This is a genomic window from Roseibium sp. SCP14, from assembly GCF_040329475.1.
Lineage (GTDB): Bacteria > Pseudomonadota > Alphaproteobacteria > Rhizobiales > Stappiaceae > Roseibium.
In genome coordinates this window covers 477595-495917 of record NZ_JBDZYH010000005.1, presented here as the reverse complement: position 1 = coordinate 495917, position 18323 = coordinate 477595, and the positions used below count along the sequence as shown (strand labels likewise).

Below are 18323 nucleotides of genomic sequence, written 5' to 3'. Positions count from 1 at the left end.
GTTCCGTCGCTATGAACGAACTGGGAAAGGCCGCCCTCGGGCGGCCTTTCTGCGTTCATCAGATGACTTGCCGGACTTCTCCCAGAAAGCCTGAAACTTCGTTGCGCAGCAGATTGCCTTTTTCCGCAAGCGCGCTGGCAGCAAGGAGAACCTCGTTTGCTTCTCTTGTTGTTTCTTCCGCGACCGAGCTGATTGCGCCGATGTTGGAGCTGACTTCATTGGCTCCGATTGAAGCCTGATTGATGTTTCGGGCAATCTCGGAAGTTGCCGCACCCTGCTCTTCCACGGCGGCGGAGATCACAGAGGAAATTTCATCGATTTTTGATATCGTGGAACCGATGGAGTCGATCGAAGAGACGGCCTTGGTGCTTGCCGACTGAATATCTCCGATTTGAAGACCGATTTCGCGGGTCGCCTGGGCGGTCTGGCTGGCAAGTTCCTTGACTTCGGCCGCAACCACCGCAAATCCCTTGCCCATTTCGCCGGCCCGGGCAGCCTCAATACTGGCATTGAGTGCCAGCAGATTGGTCTGGTTGGCAATTTCGGTAATCAGGGACACCACTTCGCCGATTTTTTCCGAAGCGTCTGACAGCGTACCGATATCGACATTCGTCTGATCGACTTCGCCAACGGCCTTGCTGGTGATCTCCACGGATTGGCAGACTTGCTGATTGATCTCGTTGACTGACTGGGTCAGCTGTTCCGTTGCGGCGGCAACCGCGGACACGTTGACGGATGCTTCCTGTGCAGCGGCGGCGGCCGAAGAGGCCTGTTCACTTGCCGAAGCCGACGAGCTGTTCATCGATCCGGCTGAAGCCTCCAGCTGTGTGGCGGCCGTTGCAACCGACTCGACAACGTCTTCCATCGTCCCTTCAAAACCCAGAACGACGTCCTTGAAGGAGGACACCCTGTCTTCCATAACCTGCATGGCGCTGTTGATCGTCTGGCTTGCTTCTCCGAAGGCGCCCGACATGCCCTTTTCCGAAATCCGGCGGAAATACTTGTTGTCGGCAACGTATTCGAGTGATGCCTTTGATTCGCGCACATAAGCGTCTGCCCGGTCGATCATGCGATTGATGGAATGAAGCAACCTGCCAGCTTCTCCGCCTTCCGTGATGTTGATGATGCGCGCTTCGAAATCGCCTTCCGCGACCCTCTCCACGACATCGAGTGCCTTTTGAATAGCCGAGTTGTTTCTTCCCATCAGCATGGTTCTTGCCTCCCAGACAAGTGCGAAGTTCAATTCAAAATTTGAAAGATCTAAAGCGTTGCAATGAACTCGTCATATTCGACAGCATGGTCTTCCAACAGCGACCTGATCATGGCTTTTGAAGCCCGAAGGCCACTTTTGCGGTCCTGGTGTCCGCGCTCCTCAGCCAGCAAATTTCGGTAGAGCGGCATGATTGCGGTTTCCAGCACGTTTCGGTCGGGGACACGGCGATTGGAATGGTAGCCGATCACGGTCCCGCTCTTGTCCCTGCTGGGCGTGACATGCGCATGGACCCAGTAGTGGTCGCCGTTTTTGCAGCGGTTTTTTACGTAAGCGAAAATCTCACGGCCGGACTGAATGGTCTCCCAAAGTAAATCAAAGATGCAGCGCGGCATGTCGGGATGCCGGATCAGACTATGCGGTTGTCCAAGACATTCCTTTTCCGTGTATCCGGCGACCCGCAAAAACACATCATTGCAATAGGTGATGCGCCCCTTGAGGTCGGTTTTGCTGACGATGATCTCGTTTTCATCAAAATAGCGCTCAACGCCAGTGAGAAACACGTCGTTTCGCAATTGGTTGCTCCGTAAGATGCAAAGGTTCCGGTCTCAAACAGATTGGAAAAACCCAAGGTTGCAAAAATAATAAAATTCTACTTTTGAATATAACGTTGAGTTCCGTAAACTGTTTCGAATACATTGTTAGAAATACTGTAATTAATCGCCGGTTAACGTTGCGTAGATAATTGTCAAAAACTGCATATTACCGTAGGTAATTCTACGTAATAAAGATAGAATTCCCTAGGGTGATGTGTAGAGTTGCGCCTGAATGTCTCAGCGAAAGTCGCGGTCCGAGACAGAATACAAGTCGGCAACCAGTGAGTTTGCAGGGAGGAAGTACCACTTTGTATTTTACTCACCTCACAGCCCGGCATAAAACCGAAAGAAAATCGGGCAAGGTATCGGGGCATGAAAAAAGCAGTCGTTCTTGGCGCCTACGGCTTTATCGGATCAGCTTGTGTTCGTGCATTGCAATCAGCCGATTATGAAATTACGGCGGTAGGCCGTTCAAGAATTACAGCGCTTCGAACTTTCCCGGATCTTTCCTGGGTGATTGAGAACATTTCACAGTGCACGGTCGAGCGCTGGAAGGCGATTTTCCAAGACGCAGACGTTGTTGTGAATGTTTCTGGCGCGCTGCAGGACGGCGCCCGGGATGATCTGGTGGCAATCCATGAAACTGCCGTTGAGCAAATTCTCAAGTCGCTTGCGGGATCGCGGACACGGCTGGTGCAGATCTCGGCAGCCGGTGTTTCGCCGGATGCTCCAACTGACTTCTTTCGGACAAAGGCAAGGGGAGACGCTTTGGTGACAGCTTCCGGCCTCGATTGGATTGTGTTGCGTCCGGTTCTGGTGCTTGGATCGGATGCTTATGGGGGAACCGCTTTGCTGCGTGCTGTTGCGGCGCTGCCTGCTGTCGGCGCAAAAGTCTTCCCCGATGCCCCGGTTCAAACAGTGCACGTGGACGACGTCGCCAAAGCAGTTGTCCAGGCTGCGGGCGGAGAACTCGGAAATCGGTTTGTCGCGGATCTGACAGAAAACGAGCAACATTCCTTTCACGATCTGACGGTTCGGATTCGTTCCTGGCTGGGTTTCCCGTCATGGAGCGGAATGGTGACAATTCCGGACAGTATCGTTTCGCTGCTGGGGAAAGGCGCGGATGTTCTGGGATGGCTCGGCTGGCGCTCTCCCTTCAGAACGAACGCCTTGGTGTCATTGAAAAACGGAATTCGTGGTGACGCGGCAGCATGGAATAACCGTGGCGGCCACCCGATGAAATCCCTTGAGGAGACATTGCAGCATCTGGAGGCGACCGCACAAGAACGCGCATTTGCTCGCCTTTATCTGTTGTTGCCGCTGGCAATTGCATGTCTGTCGGTGTTCTGGGGGCTTTCGGGCTTCATCGGGCTGATGTCGTTTGAGGCGGCAACTGCGGTGCTGACAGACCGCGGCCTGTCTTCAGGCTTTGCGAAGGCGTCCGTCTCTATTGGTGCGGTCGTGGATCTCATGCTTGCTGTAGCCGTGATGTGGAGGCCTTGGACACGTCTGGCCTGCCTGGGAATGATTGTGGTCTCGTTGGCGTATCTCGTGGGTGCAACGGTCTGGGCGCCCTCTCTTTGGGCAGACCCGCTCGGACCGTTGGTAAAAGTTTTTCCGGCGATGGTGCTCTCCGTGGTCGTGGCCATGCTGGTGGAGACACGTTGATGGTCTATGAGCTGTTGCGCTACGCCCATGTGATAGGCGCTTGTGTTCTGCTGGGGACAGGTGCCGGCATCGCCTTTTTCATGGTGATGTCCAACAGGTCGCAGAACCCTGTATTGATTGCGCATGTCGCGGGGATCGTTGTCCTTGCCGACACGGTTTTCACAGCAACGGCGGCGGTCGTTCAGCCGGTAACCGGCTATTTGCTTGCACGCGAAACCGGTTGGCCGATCCTGGAAGGTTGGGTCCTGGCTTCCCTTTGCCTTTATGTGTTCGTTGGCGTGTTCTGGCTTCCGGTCGTCTGGGTCCAGATCAGAATGCGCCGTCTCGCGTCGGTCGCAGCAGAAACGCAAACAGATCTGCCCGCCGAGTATCACAGGCTTTACCGGATCTGGTTTGCATTCGGGTTTCCGGCATTCTTCGCGGTTCTTGCCATTGTCTGGCTTATGCTGACCAGGCCCGACCCGCTCTTCTAGACGCCGTTGCCCGCAATCACTCCATCTTGTCCGGTTCCTTGCGCATGATCAGCCAGATCATGGCACCGATGAAGGCGAAGGCGCCGAGGTTCAGGAGTGTGTCAAGCGGGTCACCGATCAGCATGCGAAGTCTCCGTTCTGCTGTCGAGAATAAGAGCCCTGACGAGGCAAGCCAGTAACAGGCCCGTAATGAGCACGAACGGCAGAGCACCCAGTGCGATCAGCGTTTTCATGGCTTGTGCAGAGCCGGACAGGATCATGGCAGCTCCCAGGATGCCGAGCAGCACGCCCCAGATGACCCTGACTTTCGAACTCGGGTTGGGATTGCCGCCGGTCGAAAACATGCCGAGCACGAACGCGGCACTCACGACGCTTGTGACAATGAACAGGAAAGCTGCGGCAATGGTTGCAAGCGTGGTGATGGTCGACAGGGGAAGCCTGTCAAGCAGGGCAAAGGTCATCCGCTCGACATTGGTCTGGGTCATCGCAAGAAGTTCGCCCTGGCCGTTCAGCGCTTCGAAAAGGCCAACCCCGCCGAACGCTCCGAACCAGATAGTGGAAAACAGCGTCGGTCCGATCAAAACGCCAAGCACGAATTCGCGAATCGTCCGACCTCTGGATATTCGGGCAACAAAGACACCGACGAACGGTCCCCAGGCGATCCACCAGACCATGTAGGTGAGCGTCCAGTCCTGAAACCAGCGGCTTGCTTCATCGCCAAAAAACGTGAACGTCTGGAGGCCACGTGGAACGACTTCGGCTACATATAGACCGATACCGCTGATGATTGAGTTCATCAGATATTCGGTTGGTCCGAGAATGATGGTGTAGGCGACAAGCCCGATCGCAAGGCACATGGCGATGTTGGAAAGGCGCGCCATGCCACTGCCGAGATCCACCAGAAGGGGTGGAATGTAGGCAGCAACCATGATCAGGAAGACGGCGCCGATCATGAAGGGTGTCGCGGTCTCTCCCCCTGTCAGGATCGAGACGCCGTCGGCGACCTGATAAACGCCCATGGCAACCGAACCACCCACTCCGATCGCGATGGCGGCGATTGCCATGAAATCGGACAGCCAGCCGACAATTGTCGCCCAGGTTTCACCCGGAAACAGGTTCTTGACCGGTGCGCTCACCAGCATGGGTGTTCCTCGCCGGAAACTGAAATAGGCAATCGTAAGCGCTGTCGTGCCATAGATCGCCCAGGCATGAATTCCCCAATTGAAATTCGCTGCCAGGAGTGCCTGCTCTGCCGCAAGCGGTGCGGGCAACGCCTCCTTGGCAAAGTAGAAATGCGTGAGCGGTTCTGCGACGGCCCAGAAAAGCAGGCCGACACCCATTCCGGCTGCAAACAGCATCGCAATCCAGGTGGGGGTGGAATATTCGGGCCGGTCCGTATCCTTGCCGAGACGCAGATCGCCAAAGCGGGTGAAAGTCAGGCCAAGGCAAAACAGCAACATGATCGTCACGGACAACATGACGAACCAGCCGCGGCTGAAGAAATACTGATCGACAATGGTCTTGGCCAGGGCCAGCAGCCCCGCCGGGTCAACAACACCCCAGATGCCGATGACGGCACAAAGGCTCAAGGATGTCGCCAGAAGCAACCGGGAACTCTGCATCATACCCCCTCGGGAAAAGTCCTCGGACACAGGCTACCGGCGCAAGCATTTGAACGCAAAGGTTGCTTTTGCAATTGGGAAACGAAAATGCGCAGGCAAATGCTGGATTTGCCTGCGCATGATATTGAATCAGCCGGAGTTGTTACTCCGCAGCTTCCTTGACCGCCATCGGATTGTTCGGATGGGTGGTCCAGTTGGCGTAGTCCTCTTCCACTTTCTTTTTCGTCCGCGGATCGGTGCTGCCGGGGTCCATCGCCTCCATGGAGATGCAGTTCTCGACCGGGCAGACGTTGACGCACAGATTGCAGCCGACGCATTCCTCGTCGATCACTTCGAACATGCGCTCGCCATTCACCATGTTGGTGATCGCCTGGTGAGACGTGTCTTCGCAGGCGATGTGGCACCGGCCACACTTGATGCAAAGATCCTGGTCGATCTTCGCCTTGGCGATGTAGTTCAGGTTGAGATACTGCCAGTCGGAGACATTCGGGACCGCGCTGCCGATGAACTGGTCAACGGAAGTGTATCCCTTGCTGTCCATCCAGTCGCTCAGGCCATCGATCATGTCCTCGACAACCTTGAAGCCATAGGTCATCGCCGCGGTGCAGACCTGTACCGATCCTGCACCAAGGGCCATGAACTCGGCAGCGTCGCGCCAATCGGTCACGCCTCCGATACCGGAAATCGGCAAACCATGCGTTGCCGGATCGCGGGCAATCTCCGCAACCATGTTCAACGCGATCGGCTTGACGGCCGGGCCGCAATAACCACCGTGAGCACCCTTGCCGTCAACCGAGGGGGAAGGGGACATGATGTCGAGATCGACACCCATGATGGAGTTGATCGTATTGATCAGCGAAACGGCGTCTGCGCCTCCTGCCTTGGCAGCCTGGGCGGGTTTGCGGACATCAGTGATGTTTGGCGTCAGCTTGACGATGCATGGCATGCGCGAATGCTGCTTCACCCAGCGGGTGACCATCTCGATGTATTCCGGCACCTGCCCGACGGCAGATCCCATGCCACGTTCACTCATGCCGTGCGGACAACCGAAGTTCAGCTCAACGCCATCGGCTTCGGTCTCTTCGACGCGCTTCAGGATGTCGATCCAGTTCTGTTCCTCACACGGCACCATCAGGGAAACAACCAGTGCCCGGTCGGGCCAGTCTCGCTTGACCTGCTTGATTTCACGCAGGTTTACTTCAAGCGGACGGTCGGTGATCAGCTCGATGTTGTTGAGGCCGGTCAGCTGGCGGTCCTTGCCGTGAATGGCGCCATAGCGCGGGCCGTTCACGTTGACGACCGCCGGGTCTTCCCCAAGCGTTTTCCAAACAACACCACCCCATCCGGCCTTGAAGGCCCGAACGACGTTGTATTCCTTGTCTGTAGGTGGCGCGGATGCCAACCAGAACGGGTTCGGCGATTTGATGCCGATAAAATTTGTACGCAAGTCAGCCATACTTGCTCTCCCTCGAATCCGTGGCGCCGAGCGATTGTTCGCTCAAGGCGGCATTGATGCTTTCAGCGGCGATTTTTCCGTCCTCTACGGCAGCGACCGTCAGGTCCTCGCCGCCAAGTACGCAGTCGCCCCCGGCCCAAACGTCGGGAAGGTTGGTTTTGCGGTCGTCATCGACAACGATCCGTCCCTTCTCCAGGGACAGAGAATCGCCGAGGTCGGCTTGCACGAGTTTTTGACCGACGGCCTTGAACACCATGTCGGCAGGCATTGTTACAGTCTGTCCGGTGCCTGTCAGGCGGCCATCCTGCTCTTCGGTGCGCTCAAGCTCAATTCCGGTAACGGAGCCATTTTCCGTGACCAGCGCTTTCGGCTGCGCCCAGGTCAGGATACGGACGCCGCTTGTCTGCGCAAGCTGCTGCTCGTATTCCGAAGCATTCATTCGCTCCTGGCTGCGACGATAGGCGATCGTCACATCTTCAGCACCCAGAAGCTTGGTCTGAACAGCAATATCGACGGCGGTCATGCCGCCCCCGATCACAACGATTCGGCGGCCGACGGGAAGCTTGGAAAGCTCCCTGGCCTGACGCAGATCTGCAATGTAATCGACGGCGTCCAGCGAACCGGTCTTGTCTTCGCCATCAAGACCGAGAGCATTCACGCCGCCAAGGCCTATTCCCAGGAAAACGGCATCGTAGGTGGAGCGCAGGTCGCCAAGGTCCAGGTTATCGCCGAGGCGCATGCCGTTTTTCACTTCGATCCCGCCAATGGACAGGACAAACTCGACTTCGCGTTGTGCGAAATTGTCGACGGACTTGTAAGAGGCAATACCGTATTCGTTCAGGCCGCCGGCTTTTTCGCGGGCGTCGAACAAAGTGACATCATGGCCGTGAACGGCGAGGCGATGGGCACAGGAAAGCCCGGCCGGTCCGGCGCCGACAACAGCGATTTTCTTGCCGGTTAAGGCTGCGCGGGTGAATGGCGTGCTGTCATTCTCACTCATGTAGTGGTCGGTGGCGAAGCGCTGCAGCTCACCGATTTTTACGGGTTTGCCTTCAGCGACTTCCCTGACGCATACCTGTTCGCACAGGGTTTCGGTCGGGCAGACTCGGGCGCACATGCCGCCCAGGATGTTCTGCTCGAAGATCGTTTTCGCAGATCCGGTCGGATTGCCCGTCGAGATCTGGCGGATGAACTGGGGAATGTCGATGCTGGTAGGGCAGGCCTGCATGCAGGGCGCGTCATAGCAGAAGTAACAGCGGTCAGCTTCGACACTGGCTTCATGCGGTGCCAGCAGCGGATGCAGGTCACTGAAATTCTCTGCGTATGCGTCCTCAGGCAGGCGTCCGGCGGCAATGTCCGGGCCGGCTTTGGTCTGGGTCATGGAGATCTCCGGAAGGTTGGCGATCAAATTTCAAGGTGGCCGCCTTCGTTTTTTGAGGCAGCTCATGACCCTATTGGGCAAAAATTTGAACAGTTAGTCAAATATTTTTAGAACAATTATAAACTTGAGGGAAAATATCAGAAATTAAATTACTGAAATCACAGCAGCTTAAGGCAAAAATACTCGGAAACTAATTCGGGTTTGAGGCACCCGAAATCGATGTTATTTTGCTTGAGAATGTCAAAATTTCGCCAAATCGGACGATGAAAGCTCGTTCCGGCGTCTCCTGTCCAACCTGGTGTGAAGAGGTAAACCAGCCGTCATCGCTCCCTGCGGTTGACAGGGACGATACCTTGTTCGGCAAGCGGCAAGGGTGGGCATTGGTGCGAAAGCACCGGCCGCGGGCTGGGCCACTCGACATCTGTTTCAGTGTTCAGACGCTCACCTAGGATACCAAAGCCGGGCCTTTTCAGCCCCTCTTTCGATAATGACATGGCCATTGGCAAAGACCCGGTAACTGTGGCTCCAGTCGCCATCGGGCCATTTGATACGAACATTCGCGCGCTCTGCGACGCCAAGACCGAAATGAACGAAACCCATCTGGCCTGACGCGTGACCGGCACCGACCTGGACCTCCTTGACCACTGTTCTATTGCCGGTCTTGACACTGATCCTGGCGCCAACCGCCCTGGAATTCGGTTGTCCAGGTTGCCGGATGTCAACCGCCAACCAGTTGCCGAGGGGCCTCGGGTTTTCAGAAGTTCCCTGGCCGACATTGCGAAAGAGGCTGACAGGAGCAGCACGGTTGACAACGACAAGATCAAGAAGGCCGTCAGCGTTGAAATCAGCGAGACCCGCCCCGCGGCCCCGCCGGTCCAGATCAACCCCGGCCTGGTCTCCTGTCTCGACGAATTTGCCGTTCCATTGCCCGATCAGCAGATTGTCGGGGTCATAGGCTGCAAAGTCCGGCATCGCCTCGACATTGCCCTTTGCAATGAAAAGATCCCAAAGCCCGTCATTGTTGACGTCCTGAAACTCCGAATGCCAGCCGGTCGAGGGCTTCAGGTCCTCGCCGGCATAGGGGCGGTGGGCCGTGATCCCGAGATCGAAGGCAATGTCCTGATAGACCGGTACCGTCTCATCCGTTTCGTCATCGAGTTTCTGCAGCTTGGTGTCGCCCATGCTTGTCAGGGCGTATTCGGGATATCCGTCAACATCCAGATCAACCGAAGCGATTCCCATGCCCCAGATTTTCAGGTGTTGCCAGCCGTCGGCCTTTCGATAGGGCCGTGGTGCGCGTCCCGGCGGAACGGCCCAGAGCTGCTCTTCGCCACCCCGGTAGTAATGGCGGTCATTCGAGATGCGCAGATCCGCCTCGCCGGACCGGTTCCAGTCGGTGAAAAGGATCGACAAGGCGCAGTAGCCGGGGGCAAGCCGTGTTGCTTCCGGATAGCTGGCGGTCCCATCTGCGGCCGCTTCCGATCGGAACAGGAAGTTGTCGTGGCACGTTCCCCAGGGCGACCCGGGAGCTGAGCGGTCGACATAATTGCCGAATGCCAGGGTCGGAAATGCGTAGCCCGGCTCGTATGTGGCGGAAAAAGCCGTGGTCCACTCCCGGCCGCCGTCAAAGGCAAGTGCGCGATTGGCCACCTCGAAGGTGCAATCACCCTTGCCTTGCAGAACCAGGTTCTCGCCAAGGCGCAGAAGAACCAGATCCAGCACGTCGTCATTGTTGACGTCCAGTGGATAGGCGCCCAGAACCTTGCGCAGCTGCTTGTCGGTCAACCCGCTGTCAACTTCTTCGAATGCCAGCGCTTCGCCCGTGGGGCTGGCATTTCTGTAAAGGGCGGCAGGGTTATTGCCGCCTGCAAGAAACAGGTCCGGCAGCCGATCGCTGTTGCAGTCGAAAATCGCGGCGCCGCCGCCAACGAAAAACTCCCAAGCGCCGTCATAGGAATGATCGATGCCGGCTGCGCTGGCTTCTTCAACGAACTGGGGAACCGGAGCGAGAGACGTTTCGCGGTTTTCTTCTGCAATTGCCGGTAGGGCAGCAAATCCGGCAAGCAACGCGGTTGGCAGCGCAAGACTGAAGTGTTTCATTCGGCAATCTCCAGGCTGCGCAGGAAGGCAATGACGGACTGTCGGTCAGGTTCGCTCAGATCGGCATAGGCCTTCCGGCTTTCGCTGGCCTCGCCGCCATGTGCCCGGATGACCTCGTCCAGCGTGGTCAGATCGCCTCTGTGACCGTAAGGAGCAGTACTGCCAATTCCCCAGAGTTCTGCGGTGATGAAGACGTCCCGGGCCACGAACCTCTGCGCCAGCAGCTCGTTGCCGAACGTGTCGTTTGCTGCATCGGCTATCTTGTGCCTTTTCAGGTCGCCATAGAGCGGCACGAGAACCCGTCCCTCGTCGTCTCGGGGCAAATCCTGAACCCAGTCGAGTGTGGCAAGATCCAGAGCGAGCGGCGTTTCCAGGTCGCTTTGGCGCAGGGTGCCCGCCGTGTCAAATGGGCCTGGATCATGAAACACCAGGCTCTCTAGCGGAAGGGACGGTACATGGCAGGAGGCGCAGCCGATTTCGCTGAACAGAACTTCGCCTCCGGCTGCCGCATCCTGCCAGGTTTCCGGCAGATCTTTTTTTCGTATCGGCGCCGGCAAGGTTGCCTGCCAGGCGACAAGCGCCGAAATCTGGCCAGGGCTCATTTCGTTTTCATGACCGTCAGCGTCAAAGTCCGTGGAACCTGTCCATTGCGCGCCGAAGCGTTCGCTCGGCTGAATGCCGTGATGAGCGTTCATGGCGTTGACGGTGAATTGCCGAAGGGACGGAAAGACACCCTTCTGGCTGAACGGTCGCAGGGTCAGGTCGTCATCGATCCCGTCAAGTGCCGACACGTCGAGGGTTCCATCCGGATAGGCAGTCAATGTTCCGAACGAGATGTCCTTGGTCAGAAGGTCACCCTTGACCGGTTTGCCTTCCGTCCGGGCCCGTTCCAGCAGGCCCTGGCGCTGCGTACGCAGATCGGCGGTCATTTCTCGCGCAAGCAGCTCGATCAGTCCTGCACCTTGAATGGCATTGGTATTGCGTTCGTTGGAAAACTGCGGATCGATCGTGTCGAAATCGGCACTCTCGAAACCTTCGGAAACGAAGACATTTGCCGTGAACGCGCCGGAGCCGCCGACGACCGGTTCGTTGTGGCACGAGGAACAGGCGTTGGCGTCCGGTCCAGCGAGGCGCTGAAACGCCAGATGAGATTGTCGGCGGACTTTTGTCGGAACCATAGCACCCGTTGCATCCGGTCTTCCTGCACCGTCCAGTGTGGTGAATTTTGCCGTAAACAGCCGCTCCCCCATCGGTTGGAGAACCGCTATCGGGTCCTGTCCGGAGGCCGCCAGCGCATCGATGTCGACGTCCTCCTGAATGGCCTTTTCACTCCAGGGCGGCAGATCAGGGTCGGCATGACCCGCCAAAGGAAGCGAAATGCCAGCCGCAAAAACCGCGATGGTAAGTCTGGAGGCCCGGATCATGCAGGGATCTCCGAGTTGTCCGTTCTGGGCATGCGGCTGACTGCAGGTGTCGCGTTGCCGAGAAAGTCCTTGTCGAGCCGCTCCATGGACTGGGCGATCAGGCCGCTGCGGATGAAATCCTCGTTCCAGGGCATGACATCCAGGGAGAAATTATTCCTGAGATCGGCGACCAGCGCGTCCTCCAGACCCTCCCACATGCCCTTTTCCATGAACGAGAAGGCGCGCATAGCCGCACCGGTCAGAACAAGCCGTTTCGGATCGATCATCGCGATGACGCGGGCAAGTCCGTACCCCAGAACACGTCCGGCTTCATGAAACGCCTTGAGCGCGTTTGCGTCGCCCGAGCTTGCAAGCTCGATCAGCCTGGCAAGGCCACTCACACCGGCTTCGATGGAAATCGGATCGGTGTTCTCAGGCAGATGGGAGGCGGCTCGAACGAGCGCGTAGTCGGACAGGTAAGCTTCAAGGCAACCTTTCTTGCCGCAGCGGCAAAGCGCCCCGCCGGGAATGTGGTTGGCGTGGCCGAATTCAGCCGCCGTGCCGCTGGCTCCCGAAAACAGCTGATTGTTTAGATAGAGCCCCATGCCGACACCGTAATCGAGCATGATCACGGCAAATGTTCCGCTGTACCGGCTGGGGTCGGACCAATGCAGCGCCTCTGTTATCATGTTGGTATCGTTGGAGATATAGCACTCGGCGCCAAATGCGGACTGCAGCGGTTTCACAACCGGTATCTTGCGGCCGGCAAAGGCCGGGCTCCATGCAACGACTCCCGTTTCGGTCTCGACAACACCCTGTGCCGCAACACCGATCTCCCGCACCCTGGAGGGGCCGATTCCGGCTTCCTGCAGGAACAGTCTGATGGCGTCCGTCAGCGTTTTGGGAAAACTGTCGGCATCCGCGCTTGCGCTGTCGAAATGAGTGCGCTTTTCCCGGGTGACTTCACCGGAAAAATTCACCAGCGACATGTCGATGTTGTTGACCGAAAGCCGGACACCGACTGTGTAGACCGCATCCGGATTGAGTTTCAACAAGGTGCGCGGCCGACCGCGCGCCTGTGGTGTCTTGGGCTCCTCGCTTTCCAGACTGAGGATCAGTCCCTGATCCAGAAGGTCGGAGGTGATGGCCGTCACGGTAGCTGGGCTGAGCCGTGTCATGTGGCCGAGATCGATCCGAGCCATCGGACCGTTCCGGCGCAGGGCCTGTAGAACAATACTTCTGTTTTGTCGCCGGATCTGATCCCGGTCCGCCTTGCGTGTCATGCTCGCTCAGCTCTTCCCACGGTGTTTCCTCTGTCCCGGGTTTCTCCCGGTTTTCCTGCTCTTCTGCGGGAAATTCAAGTCCCGTGGAGCAGAGTTTTACAAAACCATGTTGACAGGAGCTGCGCTTTCCTGCAACTTTTTTTCGGACACTAAAAAAAATAACAACAAGGTTGTCCTATCTGAAGGCGCCTCCAAAAGGCGCTTGCTGAACAGACGCATTTTAGGCGCAGCGGATCGACGTATGCTGTGCCAACTGGAGGAAACATCGCAATGCGTAAGATTACCACTTTGCTGGCGGGAGCCCTACTGTCCGCGACCGTAATAACAGCCGCTCAGGCTTCAGACATTGTTGTCGGCGTGAGCTGGTCCAACTTTCAGGAAGAGCGTTGGAAGACTGACGAAGCGGCTATCAAGGGCGCTTTGGAAGCCGCTGGCGCAAAATATATCTCCGCTGATGCCCAGAGCTCTTCTGCCAAGCAGCTGTCCGACGTTGAAGCGCTGATCGCACAGGGTGCCAATGCCCTGATCATCCTGGCACAGGACGCTCAGGCCATCGGTCCGGCTGTTCAGGCTGCTGCCGACGAAGGCATTCCGGTGGTCGGCTATGACCGCCTTATCGACGATCCGCGCGCCTTCTACCTGACCTTCGACAACGTCGAAGTCGGCCGCATGCAGGCTGCCGAGGTTCTGGCTGCCGCGCCGAAAGGCAACTACGTCATGATCAAGGGTTCCCCGACCGATCCGAACGCGGACTTCCTCCGTGGCGGTCAGCAGGAGGTTCTGCAGGCCGCGATCGATACCGGTGACGTCAAGATTGTCGGTGAAGCCTACACCGATGGCTGGCTTCCGGCGAATGCTCAGCGCAACATGGAACAGATCCTGACGGCCAATGACAACAAGGTCGATGCCGTGGTCGCTTCCAATGACGGCACCGCCGGCGGTGTGGTCGCGGCCCTGACGGCTCAGGGTATGGAAGGTATTCCGGTTTCCGGCCAGGACGGCGACCATGCCGCTCTGAACCGTGTCGCCAAAGGCACACAGACCGTTTCCGTGTGGAAAGACGCGCGGGAACTCGGCAAGGAAGCCGGTGAGATCGCTGTTGCACTGGCAGATGGTGCCGAATTGACCGACGTTCCGGGCGCCGCCAAATGGACCTCCCCGGGTGGTACCGAGTTGGTCGCCAAGTTCCTGGCGCCGCTGCCGATCACCAAGGACAACCTGACGGCCGTCGTCGACGCTGGCTGGATCTCCAAGGACGATCTCTGCCAGGGCGTCTCGAACGGCCCGGCTCCTTGTAACTAATAACAGTACGCTTTGAGCGCGGCCCCGGTTATTCTGAATAACCGGGGCCAAAGCAGGGTCGACTGCCACTGCAGTCCCCCGGGACAGGCCACCCGATGCGAAAGCGTAATGGTCTCCAAGCAGGAGTAACCTCTATGTCCGACACCGCACTGCCTGGGTCGAAAAACCCGGCAGCACGAAACTTCTTTGCCGCGTTGCAGCTCGACACACGCCTTCTGGGCATGATCGGAGCTTTCATCGTATTGTGTCTGGTGTTCAATGTGTTCACGGACGGCCGGTTCCTTACACCGCGCAACATCTTCAACCTGACGATCCAGACCGTTTCCGTTGCCATCATGGCGACGGGCATGGTGTTCGTCATCGTCACCCGCCATATCGACCTGTCGGTCGGCTCTCTTCTGGCAACCGTTGCGGCGGTCATGGCGGTCGTGCAGACGGACATTCTCGCCCATCCGGATGTTCTCGGCCTGGGACACCCCGCGATCTGGGTTATCGCCCTCATTGCCGGTACCTTCGTTGGCGTGGCCATCGGCGCTTTTCACGGCTGGATGATCGGCTATCTGGGTATTCCTGCCTTCATCGTCACTTTGGGTGGTCTTCTCGTCTGGCGGAACGTCGCCTGGTTCATCACCTCCGGCCAGACCATCGGTCCGCTCAATGAAACCTTCACCATGCTCGGTGGCATCGGCGGCACCATGGGGGAAAGGGCTTCCTGGATTTTCGGCTTTCTTGCCGTTGGCATGGCGCTGTGGCTCCAGATCGGCTCGCGTCGGCGCAAGGCCTCGCACGGTTTCCCGGTCAAGCCTGCCTGGGCCGAAGTGACCATGGGGGCGATCACCACCATCGCCATCCTCGGTTTCGTCGCCATTCTCAATGCCTATCACATTCCCAAGGCACGCCTGCGCCGGTTGTTCGAAGCGGCGGGGGAGACGATGCCGGAAGGCCTGGAGATCGGTTACGGCATTCCCTATTCGGTCGTCCTTCTCATTGTGGTCGCCGTTGCCATGACCGTCACCGCGCGTCGCACGCGTCTTGGTCGCTATATCTTTGCGACGGGAGGCAATCCGGATGCGGCGGAACTCTCGGGCATCAACACCCGGTTCCTGACGGTCAAAATTTTCGCCATCATGGGGGGGCTCTGTGCGCTGGCGGCGGCCGTTGCCTCGGCCCGCCTCGGCTTCTCTACCAATGACATCGGTACGCTTGACGAATTGCGGGTGATCGCTGCTGCGGTTATCGGCGGAACGGCTCTGGCCGGTGGCGTTGGCACGATATACGGCGCGATCCTTGGTGCCTTGATCATGCAGTCGCTGCAGTCCGGCATGGCCATGGTCGGTGTCGACGCGCCTCTTCAGAACATTGTCGTCGGCACCGTTCTGGTTCTCGCCGTTCTGGTCGACATCATCTATCGCAAACGCACGGGAGATTAAGCGATGGCAACACCTCTCGTTGAAATGAAAGACATGTGCATCTCCTTTGGCGGGGTGCACGCCGTGGATCACGTTTCCGTCGATCTCTACCCTGGCGAAGTGGTTGGTCTGCTTGGCCACAATGGTGCAGGCAAGTCGACGCTGATCAAGATCCTCTCCGGAGCCTACAAGGCCGACAGCGGAGAAATCCGCATCAATGGCGATGAGGTTCACATTCATTCGCCCCGGGACGCGCGAGCGCACAATATCGAAACCATCTACCAGACACTTGCACTGGCGGACAATCTCGATGCGGCTTCGAATCTGTTCCTGGGCCGTGAACTGACCTCGCCGATGGGCTTCGTCGATGATGACAAGATGGAGGCCGAGACCCGCAAGATCATGGGCCGGCTCAATCCGAACTTCAAAAAGTTCCATGCACCGGTGAAAGCCTTGTCCGGCGGTCAGCGCCAGTCGGTGGCAATCGCTCGTGCAGTCTACTTCAACGCCAAGATCCTGATCATGGACGAGCCGACGGCAGCGCTCGGAGTTCATGAAACCCAGATGGTGGCGGAGCTGATCCAGGAGCTGAAGAAGCAGGGGCTCGGCATCTTCCTGATCAGCCACGACATTCATGACGTATTCCAGCTTTGCGATCGGCTGGCGGTCATGAAGAACGGTCAGCTGGTCGGCACGGCCAAGACAACCGACGTTACGGACGACGATGTTCTTGGCATGATCATCCTCGGCAAGTGCCCGGCAGGGGCGACCCCGGGTCCGGGTGCTCTTGTCGATGATACCGTGCTCGGGTAAACCGAACTGACCCGCGGGCGACAGCCCGCGGGATCCATCTGCCGGAAGAGTGCGTTAGCGCTCGTTCCGACACGATTGATGACAATGCGCCGAGACCTCGCAGCGGGCATCGGCATTCTTTTTGAAGTTTTTTGAGGAACGCACCTCATGTATATCGGTCTCGATATTGGCACCAGTTCGGTCAAAGCCATCCTGCTCAGCGAGAACCAGTCGCTGGTTGCCTCCGCGACAGCGGATCTGACGGTGGAGCGTCCGCATCCGGGTTGGTCGGAGCAGGACCCGGACAGTTGGTGGACTGCCTGCGAAACCGTTCTGGATGCTTTGAAAGAGCAAGCGCCGAGAGAACTGGCTGCCGTTAAAGGCATTGGCCTTTCAGGCCATATGCATGGCGCGACACTGCTGGATGACGCCGGCAGGCCGCTTCGGCCATGCATCCTGTGGAACGATGGCCGCTCCGGAAAGCAATGCGCAGAACTGGCGGTGGTCGAACGGAAATTCCTGACCGTCGGCGGAAATCTGGTCATGCCGGGTTTCACTGCTCCCAAGCTGCAGTGGGTCCGCGAGAACGAGCCTGAGACTTTTGCCAAAACGGCGATGGTTCTGCTGCCGAAGGACTATGTGCGCTTCAAGTTGACCGGCGACTATGTCGGTGACATGTCGGACAGCGCCGGAACGCTCTGGATGGATGTCGCCAAAAGAGACTGGTGCGATGACTTGCTCGCGGCAACGGGCCTGACGCGCGAGCAGATGCCGCGTCTGGTCGAAGGTTCAGAAAGTTCGGGAACCTTGAGAGCGGACCTGTGTACCCGGTGGGGCATTGAAGCATTTCCTGTCATTGCCGGCGGCGGCGGCGACAATGCCGCCTCTGCGTGCGGGGTCGGTGCGGTCGATCCCGGATCGGCTTTCGTGTCCCTCGGCACGTCAGGCGTTCTCTTCGTCACCAACGACAGATTTTCCCCGAATGTGGAAGGTGCCGTTCATGCCTTCTGCCATGCCGTGCCCGATACCTGGCACCAGATGGGGGTCATCCTGTCGGCCACCGACAGTCTCAACTGGCTCTCCGGTATCTTGAAAAAGTCGCCCGTCGAGTTGACCGGCGCCCTGGGCAAGGTCTCAGGCTCGTCTCCGGTGTCGTTCCTGCCTTATCTTGGCGGTGAGCGCACTCCGCATAACGACGTCGATATCCGTGCCGGATTTGCCGGAATTTCACACCAGAGCGATGATGTGGCCCTGACCCACGCGGTGCTCGATGGTGTGGCTTTTGCCCTGAAAGACTGTATGGACGCGCTGAGCGTTGCAGGCACCAGGGTTGATCGGCTTCTGGCTGTCGGCGGGGGATCACGCTCACGCACCTGGTTGGAGATTATTGCCAGCACGCTGAACGTGCCGGTCGATGTGCCGGTGGACGGCGATTTCGGCGCGTCTCTGGGCGCAGCCCGTCTCGGACAGGCAGCAGCTACCGGAACAACGGACGGGATTTTTGCCAAGCCAGCGCTCAAGGCCAGCATCGATCCCGTTCCCTCACTGACCGAAACCTATGCCGCGGCCTATGGCCGTTGGCGCAAACTTTATCCGGCGCTCAAGCAGGCCGGCTTCTAAGGAGAATT

At 58.0% G+C, this 18323-nt stretch carries 14 protein-coding genes; 6 read left to right on the top strand and 8 right to left on the bottom strand.

Annotation, left to right across the window (positions count from 1 at the left end):
• Positions 1-58: 58 nt before the first annotated feature.
• Positions 59-1210: a methyl-accepting chemotaxis protein gene (locus ABLQ08_RS22375; RefSeq protein WP_352946611.1), complete on the bottom strand. Its 1152-nt coding sequence runs from the start codon at positions 1208-1210 to the stop codon at positions 59-61.
• Between the two features lie 50 nt (positions 1211-1260).
• Positions 1261-1785, bottom strand: coding sequence for a PAS domain-containing protein (locus ABLQ08_RS22370; RefSeq protein ID WP_352946609.1), 525 nt, complete (start codon positions 1783-1785; stop codon positions 1261-1263).
• A gap of 393 nt (positions 1786-2178) precedes the next feature.
• Between ABLQ08_RS22370 and ABLQ08_RS22365 the strand changes: the two genes are divergently transcribed.
• Complete coding sequence (locus ABLQ08_RS22365; protein WP_352946606.1) at positions 2179-3474, top strand: SDR family oxidoreductase; 1296 nt, start codon at positions 2179-2181, stop codon at positions 3472-3474.
• Positions 3474-3947 (top strand): DUF2269 family protein, encoded by a 474-nt coding sequence (locus ABLQ08_RS22360; RefSeq protein ID WP_352946603.1) that lies wholly within the window; start codon positions 3474-3476, stop codon positions 3945-3947. The genes ABLQ08_RS22365 and ABLQ08_RS22360 overlap by 1 nt, the downstream gene beginning before the upstream one ends.
• A gap of 110 nt (positions 3948-4057) precedes the next feature.
• Here the strand turns inward: ABLQ08_RS22360 and ABLQ08_RS22355 are convergent, their stop codons facing one another.
• The 6 genes from ABLQ08_RS22355 to ABLQ08_RS22330 form a co-directional block, all read right to left on the bottom strand.
• Positions 4058-5572, bottom strand: a complete 1515-nt coding sequence (locus ABLQ08_RS22355) for a BCCT family transporter (protein ID WP_352946600.1) — start codon at positions 5570-5572, stop codon at positions 4058-4060.
• Positions 5573-5711: 139 nt separating this feature from the next.
• Entirely contained in the window at positions 5712-7025 is a 1314-nt protein-coding gene (gene preA, locus ABLQ08_RS22350) for an NAD-dependent dihydropyrimidine dehydrogenase subunit PreA (protein WP_352946597.1), read from the bottom strand.
• Positions 7018-8406: an NAD(P)-dependent oxidoreductase gene (locus ABLQ08_RS22345; RefSeq protein ID WP_352946594.1), complete on the bottom strand. Its 1389-nt coding sequence runs from the start codon at positions 8404-8406 to the stop codon at positions 7018-7020. Before ABLQ08_RS22345 ends, preA begins: the two co-directional genes overlap by 8 nt.
• Positions 8407-8847: 441 nt before the next feature.
• Positions 8848-10506, bottom strand: coding sequence for a CRTAC1 family protein (locus ABLQ08_RS22340; RefSeq protein ID WP_352946591.1), 1659 nt, complete (start codon positions 10504-10506; stop codon positions 8848-8850).
• Entirely contained in the window at positions 10503-11930 is a 1428-nt protein-coding gene (locus tag ABLQ08_RS22335) for a di-heme oxidoredictase family protein (RefSeq protein WP_352946589.1), read from the bottom strand. Before ABLQ08_RS22335 ends, ABLQ08_RS22340 begins: the two co-directional genes overlap by 4 nt.
• Positions 11927-13192, bottom strand: a complete 1266-nt coding sequence (locus tag ABLQ08_RS22330; protein WP_352946586.1) for an ROK family transcriptional regulator — start codon at positions 13190-13192, stop codon at positions 11927-11929. Before ABLQ08_RS22330 ends, ABLQ08_RS22335 begins: the two co-directional genes overlap by 4 nt.
• A gap of 270 nt (positions 13193-13462) precedes the next feature.
• On the opposite strand from ABLQ08_RS22330, the gene xylF reads away from it, so the two are divergent.
• From xylF to xylB, 4 genes are all read left to right on the top strand, one after another.
• The gene (gene xylF / locus ABLQ08_RS22325) at positions 13463-14494 is read left to right on the top strand and encodes a D-xylose ABC transporter substrate-binding protein (protein WP_352946584.1); all 1032 of its coding nucleotides are present in this window, start codon (positions 13463-13465) and stop codon (positions 14492-14494) included.
• Positions 14495-14628: 134 nt separating this feature from the next.
• Positions 14629-15924, top strand: a complete 1296-nt coding sequence (locus tag ABLQ08_RS22320; protein ID WP_352946581.1) for a sugar ABC transporter permease — start codon at positions 14629-14631, stop codon at positions 15922-15924.
• Positions 15925-15948: 24 nt separating this feature from the next.
• Positions 15949-16716, top strand: coding sequence for an ATP-binding cassette domain-containing protein (locus ABLQ08_RS22315; protein WP_352946869.1), 768 nt, complete (start codon positions 15949-15951; stop codon positions 16714-16716).
• 147 nt (positions 16717-16863) lie between these two features.
• Positions 16864-18315, top strand: a complete 1452-nt coding sequence (gene xylB / locus ABLQ08_RS22310) for a xylulokinase (RefSeq protein ID WP_352946578.1) — start codon at positions 16864-16866, stop codon at positions 18313-18315.
• Positions 18316-18323: the final 8 nt, after the last annotated feature.